At 34.5% G+C, this 25,801-nt stretch carries 24 protein-coding genes; 19 read left to right on the forward strand and 5 right to left on the reverse strand.

What is annotated here, in order from left to right; translation table 11 throughout:
* The first annotated feature begins 1 nt into the window (after nt 1).
* Nucleotides 2–976, forward strand: a complete 975-nt coding sequence (locus tag AACZ92_RS03195; protein ID WP_339697064.1) for a permease — start codon at nt 2–4, stop codon at nt 974–976.
* Between the two features lie 73 nt (nt 977–1,049).
* Nucleotides 1,050–2,084, forward strand: a complete 1,035-nt coding sequence (locus tag AACZ92_RS03200; protein WP_339697066.1) for an ArsO family NAD(P)H-dependent flavin-containing monooxygenase — start codon at nt 1,050–1,052, stop codon at nt 2,082–2,084.
* Nucleotides 2,085–2,139: 55 nt separating this feature from the next.
* On the opposite strand, the gene AACZ92_RS03205 is transcribed toward AACZ92_RS03200, so the two are convergent.
* Complete coding sequence (locus tag AACZ92_RS03205) at nt 2,140–2,769, reverse strand: LysE family translocator (protein WP_339697068.1); 630 nt, start codon at nt 2,767–2,769, stop codon at nt 2,140–2,142.
* Nucleotides 2,770–2,899: 130 nt separating this feature from the next.
* On the opposite strand from AACZ92_RS03205, the gene AACZ92_RS03210 reads away from it, so the two are divergent.
* The 7 genes from AACZ92_RS03210 (at nt 2,900) to AACZ92_RS03240 (ending at nt 11,645) form a co-directional block, all read left to right on the forward strand.
* The gene (locus AACZ92_RS03210; protein WP_339697070.1) at nt 2,900–3,787 is read left to right on the forward strand and encodes a LysR family transcriptional regulator; all 888 of its coding nucleotides are present in this window, start codon (nt 2,900–2,902) and stop codon (nt 3,785–3,787) included.
* A 172-nt stretch (nt 3,788–3,959) separates the two neighbouring features.
* The gene (locus AACZ92_RS03215) at nt 3,960–5,423 is read left to right on the forward strand and encodes an alpha/beta hydrolase-fold protein (RefSeq protein WP_339697072.1); all 1,464 of its coding nucleotides are present in this window, start codon (nt 3,960–3,962) and stop codon (nt 5,421–5,423) included.
* A 340-nt stretch (nt 5,424–5,763) separates the two neighbouring features.
* A complete protein-coding gene (locus tag AACZ92_RS03220) occupies nt 5,764–6,432 on the forward strand; it encodes a hypothetical protein (protein ID WP_339697074.1) in 669 nt (222 codons plus the stop codon).
* 158 nt (nt 6,433–6,590) lie between these two features.
* Nucleotides 6,591–8,543 carry an AAA family ATPase gene (locus tag AACZ92_RS03225; protein WP_339697076.1) on the forward strand — a complete coding sequence of 651 codons (1,953 nt, stop codon included), beginning with the start codon at nt 6,591–6,593 and terminating at the stop codon, nt 8,541–8,543.
* A 44-nt stretch (nt 8,544–8,587) separates the two neighbouring features.
* Nucleotides 8,588–9,214 carry an SGNH/GDSL hydrolase family protein gene (locus tag AACZ92_RS03230; RefSeq protein ID WP_339697078.1) on the forward strand — a complete coding sequence of 209 codons (627 nt, stop codon included), beginning with the start codon at nt 8,588–8,590 and terminating at the stop codon, nt 9,212–9,214.
* Between the two features lie 283 nt (nt 9,215–9,497).
* Nucleotides 9,498–10,799 (forward strand): amidohydrolase family protein, encoded by a 1,302-nt coding sequence (locus AACZ92_RS03235; RefSeq protein WP_339697080.1) that lies wholly within the window; start codon nt 9,498–9,500, stop codon nt 10,797–10,799.
* 162 nt (nt 10,800–10,961) lie between these two features.
* The gene (locus AACZ92_RS03240) at nt 10,962–11,645 is read left to right on the forward strand and encodes a hypothetical protein (protein ID WP_339697082.1); all 684 of its coding nucleotides are present in this window, start codon (nt 10,962–10,964) and stop codon (nt 11,643–11,645) included.
* A gap of 135 nt (nt 11,646–11,780) precedes the next feature.
* Here the strand turns inward: AACZ92_RS03240 and AACZ92_RS03245 are convergent, their stop codons facing one another.
* Nucleotides 11,781–12,872 carry a hypothetical protein gene (locus AACZ92_RS03245; protein ID WP_339697084.1) on the reverse strand — a complete coding sequence of 364 codons (1,092 nt, stop codon included), beginning with the start codon at nt 12,870–12,872 and terminating at the stop codon, nt 11,781–11,783.
* A 290-nt stretch (nt 12,873–13,162) separates the two neighbouring features.
* On the opposite strand from AACZ92_RS03245, the gene AACZ92_RS03250 reads away from it, so the two are divergent.
* The 3 genes from AACZ92_RS03250 to AACZ92_RS03260 all read left to right on the forward strand — a co-directional run bounded on the left by AACZ92_RS03250 (nt 13,163) and on the right by AACZ92_RS03260 (nt 15,467).
* Nucleotides 13,163–14,197 carry a serine hydrolase domain-containing protein gene (locus tag AACZ92_RS03250; protein ID WP_339697086.1) on the forward strand — a complete coding sequence of 345 codons (1,035 nt, stop codon included), beginning with the start codon at nt 13,163–13,165 and terminating at the stop codon, nt 14,195–14,197.
* A 179-nt stretch (nt 14,198–14,376) separates the two neighbouring features.
* Nucleotides 14,377–14,940: a hypothetical protein gene (locus tag AACZ92_RS03255; protein ID WP_339697088.1), complete on the forward strand. Its 564-nt coding sequence runs from the start codon at nt 14,377–14,379 to the stop codon at nt 14,938–14,940.
* 32 nt (nt 14,941–14,972) lie between these two features.
* Nucleotides 14,973–15,467 (forward strand): MepB family protein, encoded by a 495-nt coding sequence (locus tag AACZ92_RS03260; protein ID WP_339697090.1) that lies wholly within the window; start codon nt 14,973–14,975, stop codon nt 15,465–15,467.
* Between the two features lie 87 nt (nt 15,468–15,554).
* Here the strand turns inward: AACZ92_RS03260 and AACZ92_RS03265 are convergent, their stop codons facing one another.
* The gene (locus AACZ92_RS03265; protein WP_339697093.1) at nt 15,555–16,979 is read right to left on the reverse strand and encodes a glycosyltransferase family 2 protein; all 1,425 of its coding nucleotides are present in this window, start codon (nt 16,977–16,979) and stop codon (nt 15,555–15,557) included.
* Nucleotides 16,980–17,378: 399 nt separating this feature from the next.
* Between AACZ92_RS03265 and AACZ92_RS03270 the strand changes: the two genes are divergently transcribed.
* From AACZ92_RS03270 to AACZ92_RS03285, 4 genes are all read left to right on the forward strand, one after another.
* On the forward strand, nt 17,379–18,224 hold the full coding sequence (locus AACZ92_RS03270; RefSeq protein WP_339697095.1) for a T9SS type A sorting domain-containing protein: 846 nt from the start codon (nt 17,379–17,381) through the stop codon (nt 18,222–18,224).
* Nucleotides 18,225–18,260: 36 nt separating this feature from the next.
* The gene (locus AACZ92_RS03275) at nt 18,261–18,872 is read left to right on the forward strand and encodes a T9SS type A sorting domain-containing protein (protein ID WP_339697097.1); all 612 of its coding nucleotides are present in this window, start codon (nt 18,261–18,263) and stop codon (nt 18,870–18,872) included.
* Between the two features lie 13 nt (nt 18,873–18,885).
* Nucleotides 18,886–19,446, forward strand: coding sequence for a DUF4256 domain-containing protein (locus AACZ92_RS03280; protein WP_339697099.1), 561 nt, complete (start codon nt 18,886–18,888; stop codon nt 19,444–19,446).
* Nucleotides 19,447–19,630: 184 nt separating this feature from the next.
* Entirely contained in the window at nt 19,631–20,815 is a 1,185-nt protein-coding gene (locus tag AACZ92_RS03285; protein WP_339697101.1) for a tRNA modification GTPase, read from the forward strand.
* A gap of 85 nt (nt 20,816–20,900) precedes the next feature.
* On the opposite strand, the gene AACZ92_RS03290 is transcribed toward AACZ92_RS03285, so the two are convergent.
* A complete protein-coding gene (locus tag AACZ92_RS03290; protein WP_339697103.1) occupies nt 20,901–21,746 on the reverse strand; it encodes a DUF2911 domain-containing protein in 846 nt (281 codons plus the stop codon).
* Between the two features lie 346 nt (nt 21,747–22,092).
* Between AACZ92_RS03290 and AACZ92_RS03295 the strand changes: the two genes are divergently transcribed.
* The 3 genes from AACZ92_RS03295 (at nt 22,093) to AACZ92_RS03305 (ending at nt 24,895) form a co-directional block, all read left to right on the forward strand.
* Nucleotides 22,093–22,557, forward strand: a complete 465-nt coding sequence (locus AACZ92_RS03295; RefSeq protein ID WP_339697105.1) for an SRPBCC family protein — start codon at nt 22,093–22,095, stop codon at nt 22,555–22,557.
* 12 nt (nt 22,558–22,569) lie between these two features.
* The gene (locus tag AACZ92_RS03300; RefSeq protein ID WP_339697107.1) at nt 22,570–23,874 is read left to right on the forward strand and encodes a deoxyribodipyrimidine photo-lyase; all 1,305 of its coding nucleotides are present in this window, start codon (nt 22,570–22,572) and stop codon (nt 23,872–23,874) included.
* A 427-nt stretch (nt 23,875–24,301) separates the two neighbouring features.
* Nucleotides 24,302–24,895, forward strand: a complete 594-nt coding sequence (locus AACZ92_RS03305) for a hypothetical protein (protein ID WP_339697109.1) — start codon at nt 24,302–24,304, stop codon at nt 24,893–24,895.
* A gap of 53 nt (nt 24,896–24,948) precedes the next feature.
* Here AACZ92_RS03305 and AACZ92_RS03310 read toward each other — a convergent pair.
* The coding region (locus AACZ92_RS03310) for a UDP-N-acetylglucosamine 1-carboxyvinyltransferase (protein WP_339697111.1) at nt 24,949–25,801 on the reverse strand (853 nt) is incomplete at its 5' end.

Here is a 25,801-nt window from a genome sequence, read left to right on the forward strand (position 1 = left end):
CATGGAAGCGTTAACAAATGCACTCTCTAACCTTGCAGATTATATTGTTTTGGGTCTGTTAGGGTTAGAAAAATCAGGGCTGTTTGCAACAGCCCTACATTACTTTATTACCACTTTTATACTTATTTCGGTACTGGTTATTTTGGTCACCTATATCATGGGGATTATTACCAATTACTTGCCTATGGATAAAGTGAGGGTTTATTTAGAAAAGAATAAAAAGTCTGGACTAGGAAACATATTCGCTTCAGCATTAGGAGCTATTACACCTTTTTGTTCTTGTTCGTCCATTCCGTTGTTTGTAGGGATGATGCAAGCGCGCATTCCTTTAGGTATTGCGTTGTCATTTTTAATCACTTCCCCTTTGGTAAATGAGATTGCCATCGTACTCTTTTGGGTGTCCTATGGATGGAAGGTTACCGTAATCTATATTGTATCTGGAATTCTATTAGGTATATTTGGTGGTATTCTGTTAGAAAAAATGGGAATGGCAAAATATGTAGCTGAATGGTTGCAAAATATGAAAGTTGCCAATAATAACACGAAGCAGAACAAAAGAAAGCTTATACAGCGTTTACCTGAAATACATAAAGAAGCCTTCGACACTTTAAAGAAACTTGTCCCTTATATTTTTATTGGTATTGCCATAGGTTCTTTTATACATGGATATGTGCCTCAGTCTTTCTTTGAAACGTATATTTCAGACTCTAATCCTTTTGCTGTACCAATAGCTGTTTTATTAGGAATTCCGCTTTATATAGATGCTGTTGGTGTTTTACCTGTAATAGAAACACTAGTCGCCAAAGGCGTTCCATTGGGTACAGCTATCGCTTTTATGATGGCCTCTATCGGACTCTCATTACCCGAAGCCCTGCTTCTTAAAAAAGTAATGCAAAAAAAGCTGATTATTGCTTTCTTTACTACCATAGGAATAGGAATGATTATTTCTGGCTATGTATTTAATTTAATTCTTTAAAAATGAAATCATTCATGAAACTTCATATTAAGATGAACAATAAATTGTTTAATTTTCTAACAAAATAAGTGCAATGAAAGTGTATGATACCATTATAATAGGCGGCGGGCAAGCAGGATTGGCTACCGCCTATTTTTTAAGAAGAATTGATGTAGACTACCTCATGCTTGATGATAAAAAGCACCCCGGTGGTGCTTGGCTTCAAACGTGGAATTCTCTAAAACTATTCTCTCCCACTTCCTATAGCTCCTTACCAGGATGGCAAATGCCTAAAAGTGCAAACGAATATCCTACCAAAGATGAATTTATAGACTACATTACGGCGTATGAAAAACGGTACGATTTCCCAATTCAAAGAGATACTACCGTTTTAGAAGTAATAAAAGAAGATGCTGTTTTTAAAGTAATAACGGATACTGAAACGTTTTATACAAAAACAGTAGTAAGTGCTACTGGCACCGCCCAAAATCCTTTTATACCTACGTACCCCAATGCAGCTGACTTTTCAGGTACACAGATACATTCTTCAGAATATAAGAACACGACTTCCCTTACCAACAAAAAAGTACTTATTGTAGGTGGCGGGAACTCTGGAGCACAAATACTAGCCGAAGTATCGAAGGTTGCCAAAACAAAATGGGTAACCCTGCAACCACCTAGCTTTCTACCGCCCGATGTAGACGGACGCTATCTGTTTAATCAAGCCAATGCCGTTTATTTTAATACTTCTGAAAAACCTAAAAAAGCTTCTTTGAGTGATATTGTACAAGTAGCAGCTGTAAAAGAAGGTCTAGAACGAGATATTTTTAATGCCGTTAGACCTTTTGAAGCTTTTTATGAAAATGGAGTAATCTGGGAAAATGGAGAAAAAGAGCCTTTCGATGTCATTATTTGGTGTACTGGTTTTAAAGCCAGTTTAGACCATTTACAACCGTTAGCTATTCAGAAAAACAATAGAATTGAAACCAAACAAACTAATGTCACCGCTCAACCAGGTTTATGGCTGGTTGGTTATGGTAATTGGACAGGCTTTGCATCGGCTACCATCTACGGCGTTGGAAAAACAGCTAAAGACACCGCACAAGAAATAAAAGAATTTCTCAGCTAATACACCTCATTTAATCCAATTCAACTTTGATGCTATAAAAAAACCCCTTTCTGCATTAACTACTAAATGCAATTTGTATTCCCATAGCTATAAAAATAATACCAGACCCTATTTGCATGCGTTGGTGTAACTTACCTCCACTTTTCATTTTATTGGAAAATGTGTTTGCGAAACACGTTAAACTAATATACCATACAGTGCCTAAAAGAGCATAAGTGAGTCCTAATACCACAAAAGGCATTGGGTTTTCGAGTTCAGTGGGCGTGATAAATTGAGGAAAGAACGCCAAAAAGAATAATGCAACTTTCGGGTTTAACGTGTTCGTTATAAAACCGGACATAAAATTAGAATGAGTAGTAATTCTTTTCTTTTTATGTCCAGTTGATGTAGCTGTTTGCTTTTTAGGAAACAGTTGTGTTGCTCCTAAGTAAATAATATAAGCAGCCCCTAAATAACTAATCACTTTAAAAGCCATTTCAGATTGTGCTACCAATACAGACAACCCTAAGGCAGCTAACAAGGTATGCACCAATATCCCAGAATTGACGCCTAAAGAAGCGTATAGTCCAGGTTTTCGCCCTTGTGCAATTGTTTTATTAATTACAAATACCGTATCGATACCCGGGGTCATTATAAATAAAAAAGCGGTAGCTAAAAAAGCAGCAAAGTTCTCTATCCCTATCATAACATTCTATTTTATAAATAGTTTTTACCAACTTTTTTATTGGTAGTACTACAGCACAAAGAACAAAAGAATGTAGTTCTTTAAAAATAGTTATATTGCAACAACTAATGCATAAACTGCAATAAAAGGTATGACGTTTCAACAAATAAGGTATTTTTTAGTATTGGCTGAAGAACTTCACTTTTGGCGAACTGCCGAAAAGGTATTCACTTCACAATCTTCCTTAAGCAGACAAATACAATCGCTTGAAAATGAATTAGGCATCCAATTATTTGAACGTGATAAACGAAACGTAAAACTTACCGAAGCTGGCCTCTTTTTACAAGAAAAATGGACCGGGTTATTAGACAAAATTGACCGTACCCATCAGCATGCGAAAAAAATACACGATGGTACGTCGGGGATGATTAGTATAAGTTACCCCGGCTCTATTGCTTTCAACTTTCTTCCTAGTTTATTAAACGAAGTAGCCACTGCCCTCCCCGAATTAAAGGTAGAACTACAAGAAGTAACCGATAATACACACGAAACCTTATTGCTCAATCATCAAGTGGATCTAGCTTTTACCCGAGACCATATAGAAAACCCGGCGATTGTTTCGCAACAACTGTATACCGAGCACGTATGTTTGGTGGTACCAGAAGCACACTCGCTAACCGAAAGTACTTTCACAAATCTGAAAGACACACAACACGAAAAGTTTATTATTTCGGGTTTACACCACACTACTTATTTCGCTTCTTTACTACGCCACATGTTTAATGTGTACGGTTTCAGCCCAAATATTCATATTGAATCAGATTTTGGTGGGATGATTTTAAGTCTTGTTGCTAAAGGGATTGGGGTGTCTATACTTCCTAAATCTTTTTTAAAAGCCGAAACGAAAGGCGTTCGGTTTATCGAACTTCCCGAAGAAGTACAGTTGTATGTAAACTCACGTGCCCACGACACTAATCAAGTAATACAGAATGCACTAAAGATCACTTTAAACATAGGTAAGGAATACAAGGCAATCTAAATAAAACCATCCTTCCTCCAGTTCTATTCTCATACTAGATAGAATTTCAGGGGGTTATACCGGCTATTAATTCTCACTAATAAAACTGTATCTTTGGGTAGGTTTTATGGACACTTACACCTTAAAGCCACTAACAAATACAAAACCAATAGCCATAACCAATACCACTGCTATGAATAAATTACTACTCTTTTGCACCGCTTTACTGCTTACCATATCTGTACAGGCACAACAATTTGATGTTTCTTTCTCTAAAGATGTTCTTTCTGAACCCTTTACCGGAGACGTGCTTCTCTTCCTTTCGCAAGAAAACAAAAACCCAAAGAATGCTTTTGTACCCTTAGAGTTACCGCCGGTGTATCGTGTGCAGGTTACCAATCTAAAACCCAACGAAGGAGTGGTTATTGACGACTCAGCTATTTCATATCCCAACACCCTTACCAATATTGAACGTGGCCCTTATTATGTGCAAGTGGTGTTCGACCGCAATTTAGGCGGACAAGACATGGGGAAAAGTCCGGGGAATCTTTTTTCTGAACCCCAACAACTAACCTTCGATAAAAATTTTGATACGACCCATACCTTACAAGCCAATCAAGTGGTACCTGAAATTCCATTTAAAGAAACCAAACAGCTAAAAGAACTCGCCATACAATCGGAAGTATTGAGTGAGTTCCATAACAAAGAAGTCACCATAGCAGGAGCTGTAAGCTTACCAAAAGAATATCACGAAAACCCAGATGCTACGTATCCCGTGTTGTTTTCGGTATTTGGATTTGGTGCGAATTACAAAATCCATTCCGGATCTAAAAAATATGCCTTTACCCATTTGGCCGATACGCCTGTGATAGTCGTATATTTAGATGGTAACAGTCCCGAAGGGCATTCCACCTATGCCAATAGCGATATAAACGGCCCTTGGGGCGATGCCTTGGTAAAAGAATTTATACCCGCTTTAGAAGCGCAATACCGTACCAACGGTGCCAAGTTTGTATTTGGACACAGTAGCGGGGGTTGGACGTCTTTATGGCTTCAGTTAAACTATCCTGAAACTTTTTCAGGAGCTTGGGCTAGTGCACCCGATCAGGTGGATTTCAGAAACTGGCAAGGCGAAGACATTTATGAAGTTGATAATCTATACTACGACGCCAACGGAAATATTTTAGCCGATATCACTATGGGTGGCGGCTACCCTATTATTGCGGCCAAAGATATGTACCAAGTAGAGGCCGTAGTTTCCCGTGGCGGTCAAATACGTTCGTTCGATGCGGTATTCAGCAGTCGCGATGCCGATGGAAACATTATCCGCCTGGTAGATGTGGAAACTGGAGACATTAACAAAGAAGCTTTACCACTTTTTAAACGCTACGACCTTTCGTATCAAATTAGAAACAATTGGGAAACCTATAAAGATGTGGTTAATAATGACATTCGTATTTCCATAGGCGAACAAGATAACTTTCACCTTCACAAAGCCGTGCATTTGTTTGATGAAGAAATGAAAAAGCTAGAATCTACTATTGAGATTGACTACTACCCTGGCGATCATTTTACCGTCTTTACCCCAGAATATAAAGAAGACGGGCAACGTTTTTTAGACAAACAATACCGTGCGTGGCAACAGGAGAACAAATAAATAGGTACAAAACACATATTGCTTAAATTATCCGAGTTTTCTTCGAGAATACTTCGACACTAGCCCGTAAAAGCAGGCGTTTCTCGAACAATCCTCGAAGGAATATCGAAGCAGTCTCGAACTAAAACTGAGTAAAACCAAAAAACAACGCAGCATACAAGTGCCTGATTTTGTGATTTGGGTTTTTTAGGTATATTTGAAGGATACTCCCCCCTTGATTATTTAAAATAAGAATAGCTTAAAAGCGCAAAAAATGCTCTTAGCATGCCGAATGGCTGAACTAACAGCGGAAAAGGTGTTTATATGAACAAGTTGCCATTAATTTAACAATACTCTACAATTGGAAAATTTAAGTATAATTTTAAACGTAATAATCATAGTATGTTTAGTCATTGGTTTTTTTCTAATAAAAAATCTAATTCCCAGTTACTTCAGCGAAAAAGGTAAAAATCTCGCAACAAAAGAAGACATTGAAGAAATAACTACAAAAGTTAAGACAGTGGAGAGCCAAATAAATATCCTAACTGGTAATATACTTGAATACTCTACTTTAAAGAGACAATATATTATTGACTATTTTGCTGCATACAATAATTGGGAACGGACAATTACTAGTGCTAATCTGGACTATTCAACAAGTTGTGCTGAACTAAATAGAACAGCAATAGAGAGAATTTATAACGCAAAACATTCATATAACCTGAAAGAAGGAGAAATTGAATTATTTATTGAAGACCGAGATTTTTATAATATTCGAAAGGAGTTGACAATTAAAACTTTGAAATACCAGCACGAATTTGAAAAAGTTGCATATGAAATTGAAAGTTTATTTTTAGAAAAGGGAGAGAACGGAGCTCACTATGAGGATTTAAAAAAAGTTCTTGCCGAATATAGAGAATATAGTGTTTCCGAACTGAAAGAAATTTATAAAGAAAGAAATAAGCTAACATCAAAATTAACAGAGTACATCAAACAAATGATGGAAAAGACTAATGACAGTAATATATAACCGTAATTACGGTAGATTCGACTACGTCTGAATCCACTCGGAATTGCTAAAGTCTGTGCTTAACCCAAAAATTAAGTAACTGTAAATCCGTAACCGTGGTTATACGCAAACATTGACAACAAGTTGAAAACTGAAAATAAAACCAAAATTGATATCATATGAAATTAAAAAACGTAACTGTACATAAATATAAAAGTTTCGAAACGGATCAAAATTTTGAAGTTCAAGATGATGTGACAATTTTGGTTGGAATGAACGAATCAGGAAAAACTTCTATACTTGAATCGATCGGTAAGACTAATTATTTCCAAAATGATAAAAAATTTAAGTTTAATAAAACTCACGACTATCCGAGAAGGGAAAAAAAGAAAATGGATAAAAGTGGAGTTATGCCAAAAGCAATAACTTGTGTTTATTCAATAGATGATGGACTAAAAGAAGAAATAGAATCAAAGGTTGGGAAAAATATTTTTACATTAAATGAATTGAGTGTTACAACCAAATATGACAACGTTGAAATTTGGAATAATATGAACGCTGACTTCTCAGCTTTCATCGAAAATAAAACAAAGGAACTTGGAATTAGTAGTAAAACTTTAAATGACAAATTAATTAAAACAAAGAAGGTTGAAGAATTAGATGAAATTATCAAAGAATATAAAGATGATGGTATCATTGAAGGTTTAGAAAAACTAAAACCATATTTAAAAAATTCTTGGGATTGGGCCAATCCAATTCAAGAATATATTGCAAGAAGATTACTAAAACCTGCGATGCCAAAATTTCTTTACTACGATGAATATTATTCTTTACCTTCTCGAATAGTAATTGATAACTTGGAGGATGAAAACATTGAAGAAGAAGAATTTAAAACAGCAAAGGCTTTATTGGAATTAGCAGACTTAAATGCAGAAGATATTTTAGAAGCTACTTCATTTGAGGATTACATAGCGGAATTAGAAGCGACAGAGGCTATCATAAGTGATGAACTTTTCAAGTATTGGTCAACGAATAACAATTTGAGTATAGAATTTAAAATTGAGGCAAGAGAAGAAATTAAAAAAAGAAAAATCATAAACAATAGGCACCAAGAAGAAGTTTTAGACGTAAAAATTGTTGAACATATTTTAGACATTAGAGTTAAAAATCAAAGAACAAGAGTATCATTACCTCTCAAAAATAGAAGTAAGGGTTTCAATTGGTTTTTTTCATTTTTAGTTTGGTTCAAAAAAATTCAAGAAGACAAAAATTCACAATACATTTTATTACTTGATGAGCCAGGATTGAATTTACACGCATCTGCTCAAAAAGATATGCTAAAATTTATTGAAGACTTATCTGACAATTATCAAATATTATATACTACTCATTCACCTTTCTCCATCCCTTCAGATAAACTCGAAAGGGTTCGAACCGTTTTAGAGACCTCTGATGGTTCTGTAATTTCTGACAGTATTCAAGAAAAAGATCCAAACACATTATTTCCATTACAAGCGGCATTAGGTTATGATATTGCTCAAAATTTATTTATAAGTAATAAAAATCTTCTCGTAGAAGGTGTTTCAGACTTAATAATTCTAACTGCAATTTCAGGAATATTAGAAACTGAAAACAGAACATTTTTGAGAAATGATATAACAATTATTCCAACGGGAGGACTCGAAAAAGTTGCTACATTTATTTCACTTTTACGAGGTTCAAAATTAGAAATCGCTTGTTTATTAGACTCATATACAGATCAAAAAGGAAAAGCTAAACTGGAAAAAATGATTACTTCAAAAATTATCCATAAAAGTAAAATAAGGTTTTTTGATGAATTTTTAGATACTCATAAACAAGCAGATTTAGAAGATCTGTTTATAAAAGATGATTACCTAAAACTTTTTAATTCTGCTTTTAATGAATATGATGACTTAAAAGAATCTAAATTGGATAAAAATTTGCCAACTATAATTAAACAGATTAATAAGCAAATTGGGAAAGACAGATTTAATCATTATCGCCCTGCAAACGAATTATTAAAACTTGGTGTGGATAAAGACTTTTTCTCTTCTGAAACTTTGGACAATTTTGAAAAAATATACTTAGAAATAAATAAATTATTCGACTAAAAGCCAGTTGCCAACAAAGTGCTGAGGTAAAAAACAACTTTTTAATGCAAAAATCATTGTTTCTATTTTTCGTACTAATAAGTACGTATTCTAGTGTATATAGCCAACAGAAAGCCCCTACTAATACTCAAACAGCGTTTGATGTTTTATTTATTGGTAACAGTCTTACCTATACCAATAATTTGCCTGCGCTTGTTAAGGAGTACGCAGTTTCAAAAAACATAGCTATTACTACTAAAATGATAGCCTTCCCTAACTATTCCATTCAAGATCACTGGAATGATGGGCATGTGCAAAAACTAATTTCCAGTAAAACATATGACTTTGTTATTATTCAGCAAGGGCCTTCTTCACAACGTGATGGTAGAAACATGCTACTTGAATACGGTAAAAAATATACTCGTTTATGCAAAGTAAACGAAGCCAAGCTTTGTTACTTTATGGTTTGGCCTTCTTTACACTACTACTATACGTTTGATGGGGTGATAAAAAACCATACCGATGCAGCCTCCATCAATAACTCCATATTGCTGCCTGTTGGTACCGTATGGAAAGAATACAGTGATACAGCAAAAAATAATGAATATTATGGTGAAGATGGGTTCCATCCTTCTCTAAAAGGCAGTCAAATTGCCGCAAAAGTAATCGTTGATCATTTACTTAAGCAGTAGAACTATTGGCTGCTACGTGGGCTTGGCCAGCATGGTAAAAAAGTTGCCAAAGAATAATACCTTGGCACAGTGTATTTTATAGTTTCGTTTGTGAATGTCAATCCCCATATATAACTTTGGTTGGGCAGTAGATACAGTTTTAATATCTTATTGTTTTATAGTACTTTAAAGAAACGGAAATCTTCTGCTTTTTCATTGCTGCTATAAGCAATTGCTTGGTAGTTGCTGAAACAGGCAACGAAATTATACACAATTATGTTGGCATCCATTTAAACAAAAAAATATGTACAGAGCGCTTATATTTTTATTCATACTTGTTATTTCCTCTCAAGCAAAATTGATAGGACAACAAAAAGACACCTATATCAAAGCTGGGGTTTTATATGATAGCAAAAACAATATGCTACAAGAAAACAAGCTTATACATATTCGAGGTTCAAAAATTATCTCTATTGGTGAATTTAAATCGCTACCTAACCATAGTGAAGTAATAGATTTAACCGATTATACTGTTCTTCCCGGCTTAATTGATGCCCACACACATGTACTATTTTCTCAAGAGGCCAACGAAGATTTTGCAGCACATAGCATACAATCGCTGACAATGGAAAGTGACGCTTTAAGAGCGCTTCGCGGGGCTAAAAGAGCTAAAAGTTATTTAGCAGAAGGAATAACTAGTATTAAAGATCTTGGAAATTCGGGTTTATTTTTGGATGTTGCCCTAAGGGATGCTATTAACGAAGGAACGATAGAGGGGCCTCGTATTTTTGCCTCAGGCCCTATTTTGGCAGCAAATGGTGGACAGGTTTATGGTGTACTCCCTGAACACCAAAATATAATAGACTTAGAATATAGAATCATAACAAGTGCAGAAGATGCAAAAAATGCTGTGCGGGAACACGTTAATCAAAATGTAGATGTAATTAAAATTTGCGCTGATAATATTCCCAATAAAACATATTTAACAATAGATGAAATAAAGGCTATTGTAAAAACTGCTCATTTTTATAATTTAAAAGTCACAGCTCATTCCGTAACAAATCAGTCCGCGTGGAATGCAATTGAAGCAGGTGTAGATGGAATTGAACATGGCTTTAATCTAGCAGATAGCACTTTAGTTAAAATGGCAGAGAAGCAAATCTTTCTTGTACCTACTGAAAATAGCAAATCATATATGCATACTTATGCAAAACTCGCTGGTTATAACGAGAATGAATTGGATTGGATTGATGGCTATGCCGATAGAACGAAAAAAAGACTTACTAGAGCAATTGAAAAAGGAGTTCCTATAGTGGCCGGTTCTGATAATTATACCGATATAAAAGTAACCCGAGGAAAATCGTCCAAAGATATGTTTAGATATTATCTAGAAGCAGGAATGCAGCCTTTAGATATATTACAATCCAGCACCTATATTTCAGCGTTTCATTTAGGGAAAGAAAATGAAATTGGCCATTTAAAATCGAATGCAAAAGCAGATATTATAGCAGTAAAAGGAGATATTATAAATGGTTTTATCACTACCATAGAAAACGTTGTATTCGTAATGAAAGATGGAAAGGTTTATAACAATAAGACCAACTAAAGTTAATTGATTCACTAAAAATCATCTTAAGCTGTATACAATTAATTGCTAGTTTCTTTCTTACTTACAAAACACTCTCTCTGATTTTCTATCTGCCTATAGTCAGGCAAGTTCGGTTTTATTTCTTAAATTAGGTGTTCAAACAACGTAACTCACATTAAAATGAAGCAACTTATAATAGCAATCGCATTAACAGGAGTTTTGATTTCCTGTAATACTTCAAACAAGAATAAAGTCGCTACAGAGGAACCAACTGCGAAAAAAACAGTAACAGACAGTACATCAAATGCTGACGAAAACCAATATGTTGCTATTGATACGGAAGAAGCTTTGATTGCAACGGCATTAATGGCTGCTCCAAAAGCGAGCCGAGATAGTTGTAAAGTGATAGGTTATAATATGGCTGGAGAGTTTGTTACACTCAAAGAAGGCAATAACGAATTTATAGTGCTAGCAGATAACCCTAAAAAATCTGGCTTTAGTGCAGCCTGCTATCACAAAGACCTAGAACCTTTTATGGCGAGAGGTCGAGAACTAAAAGCCGAAGGAAAATCAGCAGGAGAAATCTTCGACATTAGAGAAAAGGAAGCAAAAGAAGGTACGTTAGATATGGGAAAACAAGGGTCTGCCCTACACATCTATTTTGGAGATGGTGAACGCTACGACCCCGAAACTTATAAAGTGGAAGGCGCTAAATACCGATATGTGGTCTATATGCCATTTGCTACAGCTAAATCTACCGGGCTTCCTGAAAAGCCTATAGGTTCCAACCACCCTTGGATTATGAACCCTGGAACACATAGAGCGCACATAATGATATCCCCTTTAGCAGAAGACAAGGAATAATAACGTGTGTAAGTAAGCTTAGTAATGTTATAATTAGCGCCTCCCCTATTTAAACCATATAAAAGCGATAGCTATAGCGGTACGAATAATCAAGACAAATCAGATGTCTAGCTAAATAAGAATAGTAGTTTGATGCTAAAGCTGTGTTGGAGAAACAGGACCTGCTAAATCAGCCATTTTCATATTAAATACACGTGAACTGTTGTAAGCGTCTATATCTGAATGTATACGTTCTAAAAAATTGTCGGTATAATCAGCAAAACCTTCTGCATCCGGATGATACTTTACATTGAATTTAGTAGAGGTAAAATCGTAGATAGGCATTTTAGTCGAGGGTACGCCACGATGAAAACTATTTGTATCCCAAATAACAGAATTAATGCCATTAAACTTAATTTGTAAACCAATCTTTAAGTCGTAATAAAACCCTGGATAAAAATCTAGATATAACATAAACTCTTCAACCTCTCCCGGCATTAATGAAATGTAATCGATGCTATTCACATATTGTCCTTTCGTAGCATTAATCATTGGTGCAACTTGAATACCTTCTTTAGGAAAAATATTGGCTTTAAATTCTCTAAGAATTGCACCGCCACCTCGCTCACCAAAGTAGAAGCCAGCTAAATCTTCATCAATAGATTTTACCTTCATCACATCTATTAAAAGATACGGGGCGATCTGTACAAAGCCTTTATTAGAGATAGAACTTACTGAGAATCCGTAAAAAGGATCATAGGTGGAATAGTCTTTACTGTAAATAATGTTATTCATTAAGGACTTAGCTTCACTCAGTTTAAGTTCTTTCATTATAACATTTTGTGAAGCAGGGAATACAATATTGTCTATATATTTATTGTCATGATCTCCCCTTAAATCTAATTCAATAGGGTTTTTTAAAGACCTATCTCTTGTTACGGGATCAGAATCTACAATTTTTTGACTGATAGAATCTACAACCAAATCTATTTGTTTGGTGGTGCTTATTGATTCAGATCTATCAACTAAAAAACCATAGATAGAAAATATAAGGCCTATTAATCCAAGAATAGCAAATAATCCTGTTGCAAATGGATGTCGGCCACACATTTCGATAAAGCTTTTAATAATAGGAGATTTACCTTGAGTATAACGAGGTTCTATCTTATCTTGTTCAGATATTTCCGAATCATTTTCATTAGTTATTATATCTTTCTCCTTTTTATCTGTGGGCTCTTCTGCTTTCATATTGATAAGGTTATAGCTTATAAATATAAAACTTTTCTCAATATTTTATAATATAATTTAATGAATAACAGCAGTTTATAATATTTGTAATTATAATTATGATGGAGTTCCCGTAAGTCTTCACACGATTTTCAATATTTCTGAAAAAATAAAAAGGTTTCTGTATATTTAAACTCTAATCAACAAATGTACCATCCTGCTATGTAGCCTTTTAACCCAGAGCGTATCTACTTTAAATAAAAGCTAACCTCACTACAAAAAACCAAAATAGGACATTGTTCTGAAAAAACATGAAAAAGAAACAAACAAAACGAATACTCAGAATAGTATTAATTATTGTAAGCATAGGCTCTTTATTCTTAGTACCATGGATTTTAGTGAAAGCTTGGATTTTACCACTACCAGATACCCTTCAGGAACAAGTAGATGAAGCCATTGATTATGATTTTGAAGGAGTAATTGTGTATATAGACCAAGCTGGCAAAGCACCTCAATATATTGCTTCTGGTTGGCACGATCGGGAAGCAAAGGTTCCTGCCAACTCGCAAGCCCTCTTTAAATTGGGTAGCATCAGCAAGCTTTACGATGCGGTGGCAGTCACCAAATTGGTACACGAGGGACGGCTTTCGTTAGATAAAACCCTTTCCGAATACTTACCAGAACTTGTAGGAAGGATTGAAAATACAGATGAAATCACCTTGCGAATGCTCGTACAGCATAAAAGTGGCATCCCCAATTTTACAGACACCCCAAACTTTTGGGGAAACCCTACAGCCACCTATGAAGAAAGCCTTGCCTTGATTCTGGACAAACCGGCTAACTTTGAACCCGGGGAAGATTATGAGTACTGCAACACAAACTATTTGTTGATCAATAAAATAATGGATGATGAACTGGGGTATGATAATTTCCAGTTTATTAAAGAAGAAATACTACTACCACTACAGCTAAACCATACCTTCGGTTCGCTACAAGAAGTGAATATAGACAATGTGATGAGTGGCTATCACGTAGGCCATCCTTTAGATTTAAAAACCGACGACCATGGTATGCTAGCCACGGCTGAAGATGTGGGGAAATTTATAAGGGCTTTAAACGATGGATCGTTGTTTGAAGCGGGAGAACGGGAACTATATTCCTCTATTTACGAGTATGAACATGCTGGGTGGGTTCCAGGTTACCAAAGTTTCGCAAGCTATCACAAAGAACTTGATGCCGTTGTTGTTGCGTTTTACAGCACCACCGACCCTAAACTATATTTGTGGAACTTGTCAGAAATAATAAACAATAGGATTGTCAAAATCCTGGAAAAGCAAAAAGGCTGATAACAATTTATAAAATGCATTAAAAACAATAATCCACTTGCAATAATTGAGTTCACAAGATACTAATGTAGAAGGGTACTCAATAATTGTATAAGTTTGGTTGTACTCATATCGGTTTTAAACCGAAAAAACTATATTTGCCCCTAATTGACGGTTGTACGAGACCACTGCAATACATTATGAGAAAAACTATACTGCTACTATTAATAGTCTTTACTTCAAGCTTAGCGAAAGCACAATTTATAAAAGAAAAATCAATACACGCTCAAATTGGATATGGTGTAAGCGCACCAAACAATAGTGCTGATGAAATTGTTGATAGCGGATTTTTTGCACAAGGAGAATTAGTGCTAAAAGTAGCTTCTTGGGTTGAATTTAGACCCTATGCCGGTTTTATTTTGACAAACTCAAATGGCAAAGACCTAAATGATAATCCAACTGATGAAAAAGCAGAATCAAAAGCCCTTTTACTTGGTGGTAAAACAAGAGTACGTGCACCAATTCCGTGGGTGGCGCCCTACGTTGAAATTGGAATAGGAACATCAATTGGAACATTTGAAACGCAAACAGCGTTTGATAACATTGATAAAAGCGGGATTATTTATCACATCCCCTTTACACTTGGACTGGAATTGGGAAAAAATAATAATGTTGATTTAAGATTGGCTTATTACTTTCAGCCATCTGTAGAACAGTATGCAGGAGCGTTTGCCGTTGGAATAACATTTCCGCTAAATAATTAAAAAAAGCTTGAGAGCACAGTAGCTCTCTTTTTATGGAAGATAATCTTAACTTTATTAACGAAAAAGTATACGCTATGTGCGGGTTTACGCTTTCAAGCTATAAAAAAGAAACTGAAGGCAATGAATATGCTGCGTGCCGGTTTCAGTTAAGCAAATGGGATATTATCTACAGAAATGCAAAAATAACTCCTAAAAAAACGGGACAGTTTGTAACGTTTTGGAAACGAAATGAAAACGGAATTACAGAACCTTTCTCTAATAAAGACCTATTTGATTTTTATGTTGTAACAGTTAGTGCCAATGACACAATGGGTCAGTTTCTTTTTCCGAAAAACATCCTTCTTAACAAAGGAATAATTTCGACTCCTAAGAAAGAAGGAAAAAGAGGTTTTCGGGTGTATCCTCCTTGGGACACAACTACTAATAAACAAGCCGTAAAAACCCAACAATGGCAACTAGATTACTTTTATGAAATTACGCCGACAACTGACCTTAAAAAGGCAAAAGAATTATTTAATATGCATTGAACGTGCAATAAACACCGGTGTTTAAACTAAAAAGATGGTTATTTCAATTTATAGAAATAACCATCTTTATTTTATTGTAATCTAAATTTACTTCTGCTGTGGCAACTCTCTCGTAAGCCAACCGCTTCTACTTGCGGTAGCGATTGCGTACGGTGTAATCCAGAACAAGCTAAAGGTATATAAAATACTGTAGCTGTACGCCCAGAACGACTCTGAAAAGGTATATCGCTTGGCGTAAAAAATAGCTTGAAAGCTTGATAACACTAAGATACTTGCGAGCGTTGAACTAACAAATAATACTGGATGCACTAGTATAAAGTAAAGCATAAACAGTAAAAATGGGTAGCACATTATAAGCTTTGTAGCTTGGCTAAAGAAAAGTAATCGAGATCCCGTTTTAGAACCCTCTCTAAAGTCGGTAAACACATACTTAGCCATTGCAATACTTTCACGTACATTACTTCTACCCCATCTAATAAACATTTTGTACAAGCCTTTGTATTTCTCTGGCACATTGGTATACGCATACGCATTACGTTGAAACAACACGTGGTATCCTTGTTTTAAAATCATATTAGTCATGGCTCTGTCTTCACCAATATCTGATGGTTTCCCCATAAACGTTTGATTTATCCACTCTGGCAAACAAGAAAGTACAGCGTCCCTACGGTAGGCTGCCAAAGCTCCTGGCGTACAAAGCACAGACTTAAGCCTGCTTTCTGCCGAACGTACAAATTCAAAACTCAATACAAAACTCACATCGAGCATTCTAGGCAATAATGCTTTAGCGTTATTCAGTACACGGATATTACCTGCTACTGCACCACAATCTTCATTAGTAATGAAAGGACTTACTAAATTACGTAGTGTATCTGCATTTACAACAGAATCACTATCCACCGTTACAAATACCTCTCCTGTACCAATGTTAAAACCTCTGTACAGTGCATGACGTTTTCCTTTATTTTCTGGTTGTTGATATATAGCTACCTGCTCGCCTAATTGTTTTTTAGCTTCTTGCATCCAATACCACGTATCGTCTTTACTACCATCATCAATTGCTAGTAATTGTATTTTTTCTTTAGGATAATCACTTTTTGCTAAACTCTTTAGCGTAGCCCATACTTGTTTTCCTTCATTATAAGCCGGAACAATTACTGTTACAGTTGGTAGTTCATCATCTGTAACAGACTCAACAGGCTTATAACTAAAATATAAATAGAGTTGATAAATGAAAAAACCTGCTTTATATACAAACAAAGAAGATGCTATAGCAAAAAAGATGAATCCCCAAGTACTACTTAGACGTTCCGTTCTAAATTGCGCAAAGTCATTTTGCATCTGATACATCAAAAAAGCACCTCCAGCAAGAAGCAAGAAGGTATTAATTAATACTAAGATATTCCACGTTTTCGTGGCCTTTTCTGATGATATAGAACTTTTACTTGTATTTATAGTAACGTTCTCTTTAGTATTCGTTTTAGTTTCTGAAGTAGTTTTTTTAAGATTCATCTATGCGTAATTCTGTTTTATTATAGATTAGTAAGTTTCGTTCGCCGTATATATGGCAATACCTATGCCAATGCAGTTTTACTGGTGTTCTAGGAGATTATAAGCAATTATTGACCTTAAAAGTGTATACTTTTTATACAATAATTGTTTACCAGTATACAACTTACTTAGTTTTATAAAGAGGCGTGTTAGGTACGTATTAAAGATTTATAGGAAATGTTTAATTATAAGTCATTAGAAGAACAATAGTATTATGACGCTACTCACTATTCAAAAAAACGTAATAATTTAACAATATTTAAACCTAAACTAGTTGCTTTGGCTATTGTTTTTACGTAATTAGCTAGCAAAGGTTTTCTTTAGCGCAATTAATCATATTTTAAACAAACATTATTTTTTATGAAACAACTGTACTTTATACTTTTTCTATTTTCCTTTTCTTTTCTAAACGCACAGATAGTAACAATTCCTGATGCCAATTTTAAAAACGCGTTACTAAATACCGAATGTGTTGATACAAATGGAGATGGTGATGCAGATGCAAATGCCGACTTAAATAGTGATGGAGAAATACAATTTACTGAGGCAGAAGCTGTTTTAAGTTTAGACGTAAGTTTTCAGAATATTAGCTCTCTTGAAGGTATTTCATCTTTCACTAATATGATCACTCTATTTTGTACCGATAATGATTTAACCGAATTAGACCTTTCAGCACTTTTAAATCTTGAAGTATTGGGTTGCTGGGATAATGATGAGATTGTTACTCTTGACTTTTCAGCTAATGTAAATTTAATTTCGTTAGAGTGTGATAGTAATCAGTCTTTGGAATATCTAAACATTCAAAACGGAAATAATGAAAACCTTGAATTGATGGTGGCAAATAATAGTAGTAATTTACGGTGCATTCAAGTGGACGATGTAGTATATGCCAATAGTCAAACCTGTGGTGATAACCCTATTGCTTGGTGTAAAGAACCAAACACTGTTTATAGCGAAGATTGTAGTTTGGGTATTTCCGATTTAAAAGAGATCACATTTAGCATATACCCTAACCCAGTTACAAATACATTGATATTAAGTACAGAATTAGAATATAATAGCATCAAGATTTATTCATTACAGGGGCAACTAATTTCTGAAGCAAGCACTAATGAAATAGACGTTTCTAGTCTGTCTTCAGGTTTCTTTTTTGTATCATTAACTGTGGATGGAAGGACTATTACTCAAAAGTTTATGAAGGTTTAAATAAGGTCTCATATACTCAAATAAAAAATTACAATTATGAATAAAACAATACTCACACTTGGAGTTTTCTTAGTTTTCACCTGTCATTCAATTGGGCAAATTAATCCAGTCATAAATTTAACTTGGGATCAGTATTATGTGACGCCAAATAATTATTTTGAACTTAAATGGGAAGAACCAGAGGCACCTCATGATGAATTAATTGGTTATAATATTTACCGTGGGGACGAATTATATAGGTTTCAAACTGAAAATTCACTTTATCATCTAGAGGAAGGCTCAAATTGTGATATTGATTTTTTATTTTATAATGAAGGAGAAGGGTTTTTAGCTCACGTAACTGCTGTTTATAATCCGGGACAGGTAGAATCTGATTACACCGAAACCGTCGAAATTGAAGGTCCTTTACTGAGTAATAAAGATATTAAGCAAGAAAAGCCAATACTATACCCCAATCCAACCACGGGAATACTGAATATAGAAAATGTAACCGTAAATAAAATACTTATTTACGATCTTTTAGGGAAACTGATTAGCAAATTAAGTTCTCAACATCAAATTAATGTATCGAACTTATCAAAAGGAGTTTATTTATTTAAGTTAATATCAGAAGAGGAAATTATAGTAAATAAAATAGTTGTCGAATAAATTTGAACACAACATGGCTAACAAATCGAAAAAACTAACTACGGAAGAGAAAAAAGAACTGCTTAACACATTAAAAACCCGGTTTAACGAAAATATAAATCGTCATAAAAAAATTGACTGGACAAATGTTCAAAAAAAGTTAGAAACAAAACCTGAAAAACTATGGAGCTTAAATGAAATGGAGAAAACTGGAGGCGAACCCGACGTAGTTGGCTTTGATAATGATGAATATATCTTTTATGACTGTTCTCCAGAAAGTCCCAAAGGCCGTAGAAGTGTTTGTTACGATCGCGAAGGTTTAGAGTCACGAAAGAAATTTAAACCTGAAAATACTGCTATAGATATGGCTACCGCCATGAATATTGAACTTTTAACTGAAGAACAATACCAGCGATTACAACAACTAGGAAAATTTGATACTAAAACCTCAAGTTGGATTAAAACACCTGATAAAATTAGGAAGCTTGGCGGAGCCCTATTTGGCGATTATCGCTTTGCAACTGTTTTTATATACCACAACGGGGCTCAATCTTATTATGGTAGTAGAGGGTTTCGAGGTGTATTAAGAATATAATTTACTTATTAAATAAATTTAGAAAAAATCACTCTTTTATTAGTCGTGTGCCTAAATAAAATAATTACACTATTTTCGCTACATCACGAATTTTTAAAATCAAAGGCTTCAAAAAGGTTATTATTTAAAAATTATAATAACTCTTTTTGTAAACCTATAAATATCCTAAAAGCAATACCTGTACATGAAAAAAACAATACTCACTCTATTAGTATCCTTTTTAAGCCTCCACACATTTGCACAAATTAAATTTGAAAAAGGCTATTTTATAAACAATCAAGGCATAAAAACCAATTGCCTAATAAAAAATATGGACTGGAGAGATAGTCCCACCGAAATTGAATATAAACTTTCTGAAAACGAAAAAGTAAAGAAAGCTTCCATTACTACAATTAAAGAGTTTAAAGTTTCAGAATCACAAAAATACGAACGTCACATAGTTGAAATAGATAGGTCCAGTGATGTGTTAAGTAGGATAAACTACAAAAAAGAACCCACTTTTAAAGAAGAACAGCTTTTATTACGAGTATTGGTTGAAGGAAATGCAACTTTATACCTATACAAAGACAATAATTTAAGTCGTTATTTTTATAAAACTGAAACAAACGAGATAGAACAGTTGGTTTTCAAGAAATATAAAATTGACACCTATAAAGTAGCCGAGAATAATAGGTACAAACAACAATTATGGAATAATTTGAAATGCGAAGGCTATTCAATGAGTAGCATTGACAAAATAGGATATACCGCTAGTGATTTAACTAGGTTTTTTGTGAATTATAATGAGTGTGTCAATGCCCAATATTATAATTACACTAAAAATCAAAATAAATTGATTTTTAATTTCAGTATTAGACCAGGGGTAAGGTTTTCAACCTTGGTTATTAACAATTCCATACGCACTTCCTCCTATACAGATTTCGGAAATAATACTTCTTTTTCTATAGGTATTGAAGGTGAATTTAAGTTACCATTCAATAAAAATAAATGGGCTTTAATCGTTGAACCAACTTATCAATATCTAAAAACAGAAAAAGAAAACCAACAAACTATTAATGTTGATTATAAATCTATAGAAGTGCCAGCGGGATTAAGACATTACTTTTTCCTCAATGACAAATCTAAAATATTCATTAATGCATCCTACGTTTTCGATTTTACCTTAAACTCAGGAATTGAATTTGAAGAATCAACAGACTTAGACATAAAGTCTAATACCAATTTTGCTTTTGGTATAGGTTATAATTTTAACGACCGGTATAGTGCAGAAGTACGCGTAGCCACTAGCAGAGGCATATTGAATAATTATCTTTTTTGGGGTTCAGACTATAACAGCGTGTCCTTTATTCTTGGGTACACCATTTTCTAATTTCTAAATAAGGTTATATCCACAACACAAAAAAGCCCCAGATAATCAAATATCTGGGGCTTTTACTTTTTATTGAGGTCTCATATTACATAGCTCCCCACTCTTTCAATGATTTTTCATTTAATGCTATATAGTCATCGTTACCGGCTTTTTTAGCCAATTCTATAGACTTTTTAGCAGCTTTAATAGCTCCTTTCTTGTCGCCAGCTTTTGCATAGATTAATGATTGTTGTCTATACTGCCAGAAAGCAGGGTTCTCAGCCATATCAATTGCCTTATCTATCCAAGTCTTTGCCTGGTTAATATCTTTACCTGTTTCTAAGTAATAAACAGCAGAAGAATAGTAATCATTAGCTCCTGGTCCATTCATAACCTTGTCAATAGATGCCGAAACTTCTTTATCGGTCATCACTTTTATAGGAACACCTACGTAAGTGTTCTCCCAAAGTATCCCAAGATTAGCTGAATCATGAGCTACATCGTCAAACGTCATAGTAAACGATTCAATTTTCATTGGCATAGGATATACTTCTGCAGTTGTTTTAGCAGCTACTTTACTCTCATCCCATTTTTCTGGAGTTCCCCAGTTGTTTGCATCGCTATAAAAATACACTTCCCAATTCTCTTCATTAGGTTTAGTATATATAGCATATGAACCTGGTTTCACTTCAGTTTTCCCGATCATAACCGGTTTATCAAATGTAATTGTAGTGTTTTTATTAGCTCCTGTTCGCCAAATTTTTCCGTAAGGCACTAGACCGCCAAATATGGTTCTGTTTCGCACAGCTGGTCGGGAGTATTCTAAGGTAATATCCGTCAATCCCACAGTCTGTTCAATTTTTTGTGACGGACTGGGTTGCGGTGTTTCAATTTGTGCATAAATTCCTGCTGAAAAGAGCACAGTACAAGCTAATAGTAATAGATTTTTCATAAAATGATTTTTGTTGATTTGTTTCAATCTACTAAAATACACTTTAACTCTTTTTTAATAGTTAACAAAACCTTAAATATAATCTAAATCCTAATACTGAATCAATGCAAACTTAGACGTATTCTAATACCTAATCCGTTTATCAATAAATTGTTAAGTTTTGTTTAAAGTATTTTTTAATTCGTAAAACAGTCGTATTTTTAAAAGAAAAATTATGATTACTATTTTAAAGAATTTATTCAAATTCAGAAAAGAAAAAACGGCTGTAAAAGTTGAGATATATAGACTTATGCGAATGAACAGAAAGTTATCTTACAAACGTAGATAATTTCTGTAAAAGGCATACATGAAACTATATAAATTACACACCAAACAAAATGTCCCGATATCAAAAGAAGAAGCTTGGGAGTTTCTTTCAGCACCTCAAAACCTGAAGATAATAACTCCAGATTACATGGGTTTTAATATTCTTTCAGGTGTAGAAAAACCCATGTACCCCGGTCAAATAATTGAGTATATCGTCACACCTATTTTAGGTATTAAAACAAAATGGGTTACCGAAATTACACACGTGAAAGACCTTGAGTATTTTGTGGACGAACAACGTTTTGGCCCCTACTCGCTTTGGCATCACAAACATTTTATTAAAGAAATTGATGGTGGTGTGGAAATGGAAGATATCGTTCACTACAAACTTCCTATGGGTTTTCTTGGCCAACTGGCACATCCTATTTTGGTAAAACCCAAATTAGACGAAATTTTTGAATACCGAAGAAACAAGCTTATAGAGCTTTTCGGTGAAATACAATAATACTATTTTACAATGCAAGATAAATTAAATATCTTTTGGTTTAGGAGAGATTTGCGTCTTGATGATAATATAGGCTTTTACAAAGCGCTGCACGGTAAATATCCTGTACTACCTGTCTTTATTTTTGACTCTGAAATTTTAGACGAATTACCAAAGGATGATGCTCGCGTCACTTTTATATTTGATGAACTTCAAAAAATGCGTGATACGCTTCAGGAACACGATAGTAGTATTGCCATTTATCATGGTAACCCAAAAGCGGTTTTTAAACAGATTTGTTCAGACTTTCATGTACAAAACGTTATTACCAACCACGATTATGAGCCTTATGCCATTAAACGTGATAAGGAGGTAAAAGAGTTTCTTTCAGAAAAAAATATTGGATTCTATACATATAAAGATCAAGTGATCTTTGAAAAAGATGAAATTGTAAAAAGCGACGGTGACCCCTATGTGGTGTATACGCCCTATATGAAAGTTTGGAAAAGTACTTTCGATGCTGATACGCATCTTAAAATATATTACACTAATGAGCATTTAAAAAACCTTGTAAAACATTCCCGAATGCCCAATCTAAACTTGAGCGATATAGGTTTTGAAAAATCTTCTGTAGAAATACCAGATTACGATGTGACACCCACTACCATTCAGCAATATAAAAACAAACGAAATTTTCCATCTCAGGATGCTACATCACATTTAGGCCCACATCTTCGGTTTGGTACAGTGAGCATTCGGAAAATGATAAAAAAAGCCATTGCCGAAAAAAATGAAACTTTTTGGCAAGAATTAATCTGGAGGGAATTCTTTATGCAAATACTTTGGCATTTTCCTGAAACAGTTGATACCGCTTTTAGAAAAAAATACGACCGTGTAGAATGGCGTAACAATAAAGAAGAGTTTGAACTTTGGCAACAAGGTAAAACCGGATACCCAATGGTAGACGCTGGAATGCGCCAATTAAACCAAACTGGTTATATGCACAATCGAGTACGGATGGTAGTTGCAAGCTTTTTATGTAAACACCTATTAATTGATTGGCGTTGGGGAGAAGCCTATTTCGCTGAAAAATTGTTAGATTACGAACTCTCCAGTAACGTAGGCAATTGGCAATGGGCAGCAGGAAGTGGTGTTGATGCAGCACCGTATTTTAGAATATTTAATCCTACTACTCAAATTGAAAAATTTGATAAAGACAAAAAATATATAGAAAAGTGGATTGAAGAATACAATACCGATTCCTACCCTGATAAAATGGTAGATCATAAAGAAGCTCGTGAACGCGCTTTAGCTACTTATAAAAGAGCTGTTTCTTAAATTTCAGCATAAGAATATACTTAATTAATTATACTTTATCGAGTTTTCATTTATTTATTGATTTTCTGATAGTTACTAGTTTGCATTATCCCCAAATCAATACTTATGGAAACAGTAGTCAATGAATTCATAAATGTAAAATGACAGTGGCTTTAACCCTAATAAATCTATTCATGCTGAAAATGTGCTCAACAACTTTCTGAATTTTTCCAGACTTCGGTAATTCCTTAGATTAATTTAGATGTTGCTGAAACCGAACATATTATCAAACAAATACATAAATATCACGCAAGTGCACTCCGTTTTTATTACAATTAAAAAGAGTACCTTGTTAAATAAATTTTAATTAGGTTTAAAATTTGGGTTATTTGAAACAATTTTTCTACTCTTGCGGTGTTAAATAACAAACAAACCGAACAAAATTACCATGAAGAAACAATTAATAACCCTACTCCCCTTACTTTTATGTACCGTAATCCTCTTTGCCCAAGAAAATCCCCAAACGAAGGCAACAGATAATAGTATAGAAGGACAGTTTAAAGATGTGGTTGACGAATCGAATAATTACCAAGAATACAAGGTGATTAAAAAATACCAGATTAATCAACTCCGAAAAAATATTTTAGATTCAATTTCCGATTTAGAGTCGAAAATAGCAACTTCAAAGACCGAAATTGACCAAAAAGCAAAGAAAATTGATTCGCTTACAAGTAAATTAAAAACTACTAAAGAAGACCTTTCCGTTTCCAAAGAAAAAGAAAACGGTATTGAAATTTTAGGAATTCTAACTCAAAAATCTACTTATAATACCATTATGTGGTCAATAATTGTATTGTTATTAGTTGGGCTGGCATTTATATTCTATAAATTTAAAAATAGCCATAAAGTTACCAAAGACTCTCAACTAAAATTGGCAGAGACCGAAATGGAACTCGAAACCAATCGTCAAAAATCGTTAGAGCGAGAACAAAAGCTACGACGCAAATTACAAGATGAGGTTAATAAAAACCGAAATAAGTAAAACAAAAAAGCCGCGAATCTATCGCGGCTTTTTTTATTCGTTATCTTAGGTAATTACTCTATTCTAGTAATCTTAGCTCCTATTCTACGTAATCGTTCATCAATATTTTCATAACCTCGATCTATCTGTTCAATATTGTGAATGGTCGAAGTACCTTTAGCAGAAAGTGCTGCGATTAATAATGAAATTCCAGCACGTATGTCTGGAGACACCATAGTTGTTGCTTTAAGGGTTGATTGAAAGTTATGACCAATCACAGTAGCTCTATGTGGGTCGCACAAGATAATTTTAGCGCCCATATCAATCAATTTATCTACAAAGAACAAACGGCTTTCAAACATTTTTTGGTGTATTAACACACTTCCTTTTGCTTGCGTACACATTACAAGAACAATACTCAACAAATCTGGTGTAAAGCCTGGCCAAGGAGCATCTGCAACGGTTAAAATAGAACCGTCTATATATCCTTGTATTTCATATTCTTCTTGAGCGGGAATGTAAATGTCATCACCTTTCTTTTCAAGAGTTATTCCTAATTTCCGGAAGGTGTCGGGTATTAGCCCCAAATTTTCCCAACTCACATCTTTAATAGTCAGTTCGCTTTGTGTCATAGCAGCAAGGCCAATCCAACTTCCTATTTCGATCATATCAGGTAAGATACGGTGTTTACAACCGCCTAAACTATCTACGCCTTCAATGGATAATAAGTTTGATCCAACTCCGCTTATTTTGGCCCCCATGGCATTCAACATCTTGCAAAGTTGTTGTAAATATGGTTCGCAGGCTGCATTATAAATGGTAGTCGTTCCGTTTGCCAAAACAGCAGCCATTACAATATTTGCAGTTCCGGTTACCGAAGCTTGATCCAGCAGCATATAAGTTCCCGTTAATCCCTCGGGGGCTTCT

The organism is uncultured Marixanthomonas sp. (genome assembly GCF_963974425.1).
GTDB lineage: Bacteria > Bacteroidota > Bacteroidia > Flavobacteriales > Flavobacteriaceae > Marixanthomonas.

Coding starts and splice junctions, on each gene's coding strand:
- AACZ92_RS03230 (WP_339697078.1), top strand. CDS start 8,588: ATGCAAAAATCATTGTTTCTATTTTTCGTACTAATAAGTACGTATTCT.
- AACZ92_RS03305 (WP_339697109.1), top strand. CDS start 24,302: ATGAAGAAACAATTAATAACCCTACTCCCCTTACTTTTATGTACCGTA.
- AACZ92_RS03260 (WP_339697090.1), top strand. CDS start 14,973: ATGGAAGATAATCTTAACTTTATTAACGAAAAAGTATACGCTATGTGC.
- AACZ92_RS03300 (WP_339697107.1), top strand. CDS start 22,570: ATGCAAGATAAATTAAATATCTTTTGGTTTAGGAGAGATTTGCGTCTT.
- AACZ92_RS03195 (WP_339697064.1), top strand. CDS start 2: ATGGAAGCGTTAACAAATGCACTCTCTAACCTTGCAGATTATATTGTT.
- AACZ92_RS03255 (WP_339697088.1), top strand. CDS start 14,377: ATGAGAAAAACTATACTGCTACTATTAATAGTCTTTACTTCAAGCTTA.
- AACZ92_RS03225 (WP_339697076.1), top strand. CDS start 6,591: ATGAAATTAAAAAACGTAACTGTACATAAATATAAAAGTTTCGAAACG.
- AACZ92_RS03275 (WP_339697097.1), top strand. CDS start 18,261: ATGAATAAAACAATACTCACACTTGGAGTTTTCTTAGTTTTCACCTGT.
- AACZ92_RS03205 (WP_339697068.1), bottom strand. CDS start 2,769: ATGATAGGGATAGAGAACTTTGCTGCTTTTTTAGCTACCGCTTTTTTA.
- AACZ92_RS03250 (WP_339697086.1), top strand. CDS start 13,163: ATGAAAAAGAAACAAACAAAACGAATACTCAGAATAGTATTAATTATT.
- AACZ92_RS03200 (WP_339697066.1), top strand. CDS start 1,050: ATGAAAGTGTATGATACCATTATAATAGGCGGCGGGCAAGCAGGATTG.
- AACZ92_RS03285 (WP_339697101.1), top strand. CDS start 19,631: ATGAAAAAAACAATACTCACTCTATTAGTATCCTTTTTAAGCCTCCAC.
- AACZ92_RS03240 (WP_339697082.1), top strand. CDS start 10,962: ATGAAGCAACTTATAATAGCAATCGCATTAACAGGAGTTTTGATTTCC.
- AACZ92_RS03295 (WP_339697105.1), top strand. CDS start 22,093: ATGAAACTATATAAATTACACACCAAACAAAATGTCCCGATATCAAAA.
- AACZ92_RS03290 (WP_339697103.1), bottom strand. CDS start 21,746: ATGAAAAATCTATTACTATTAGCTTGTACTGTGCTCTTTTCAGCAGGA.
- AACZ92_RS03280 (WP_339697099.1), top strand. CDS start 18,886: ATGGCTAACAAATCGAAAAAACTAACTACGGAAGAGAAAAAAGAACTG.
- AACZ92_RS03245 (WP_339697084.1), bottom strand. CDS start 12,872: ATGAAAGCAGAAGAGCCCACAGATAAAAAGGAGAAAGATATAATAACT.
- AACZ92_RS03270 (WP_339697095.1), top strand. CDS start 17,379: ATGAAACAACTGTACTTTATACTTTTTCTATTTTCCTTTTCTTTTCTA.
- AACZ92_RS03210 (WP_339697070.1), top strand. CDS start 2,900: ATGACGTTTCAACAAATAAGGTATTTTTTAGTATTGGCTGAAGAACTT.
- AACZ92_RS03265 (WP_339697093.1), bottom strand. CDS start 16,979: ATGAATCTTAAAAAAACTACTTCAGAAACTAAAACGAATACTAAAGAG.
- AACZ92_RS03235 (WP_339697080.1), top strand. CDS start 9,498: ATGTACAGAGCGCTTATATTTTTATTCATACTTGTTATTTCCTCTCAA.
- AACZ92_RS03215 (WP_339697072.1), top strand. CDS start 3,960: ATGAATAAATTACTACTCTTTTGCACCGCTTTACTGCTTACCATATCT.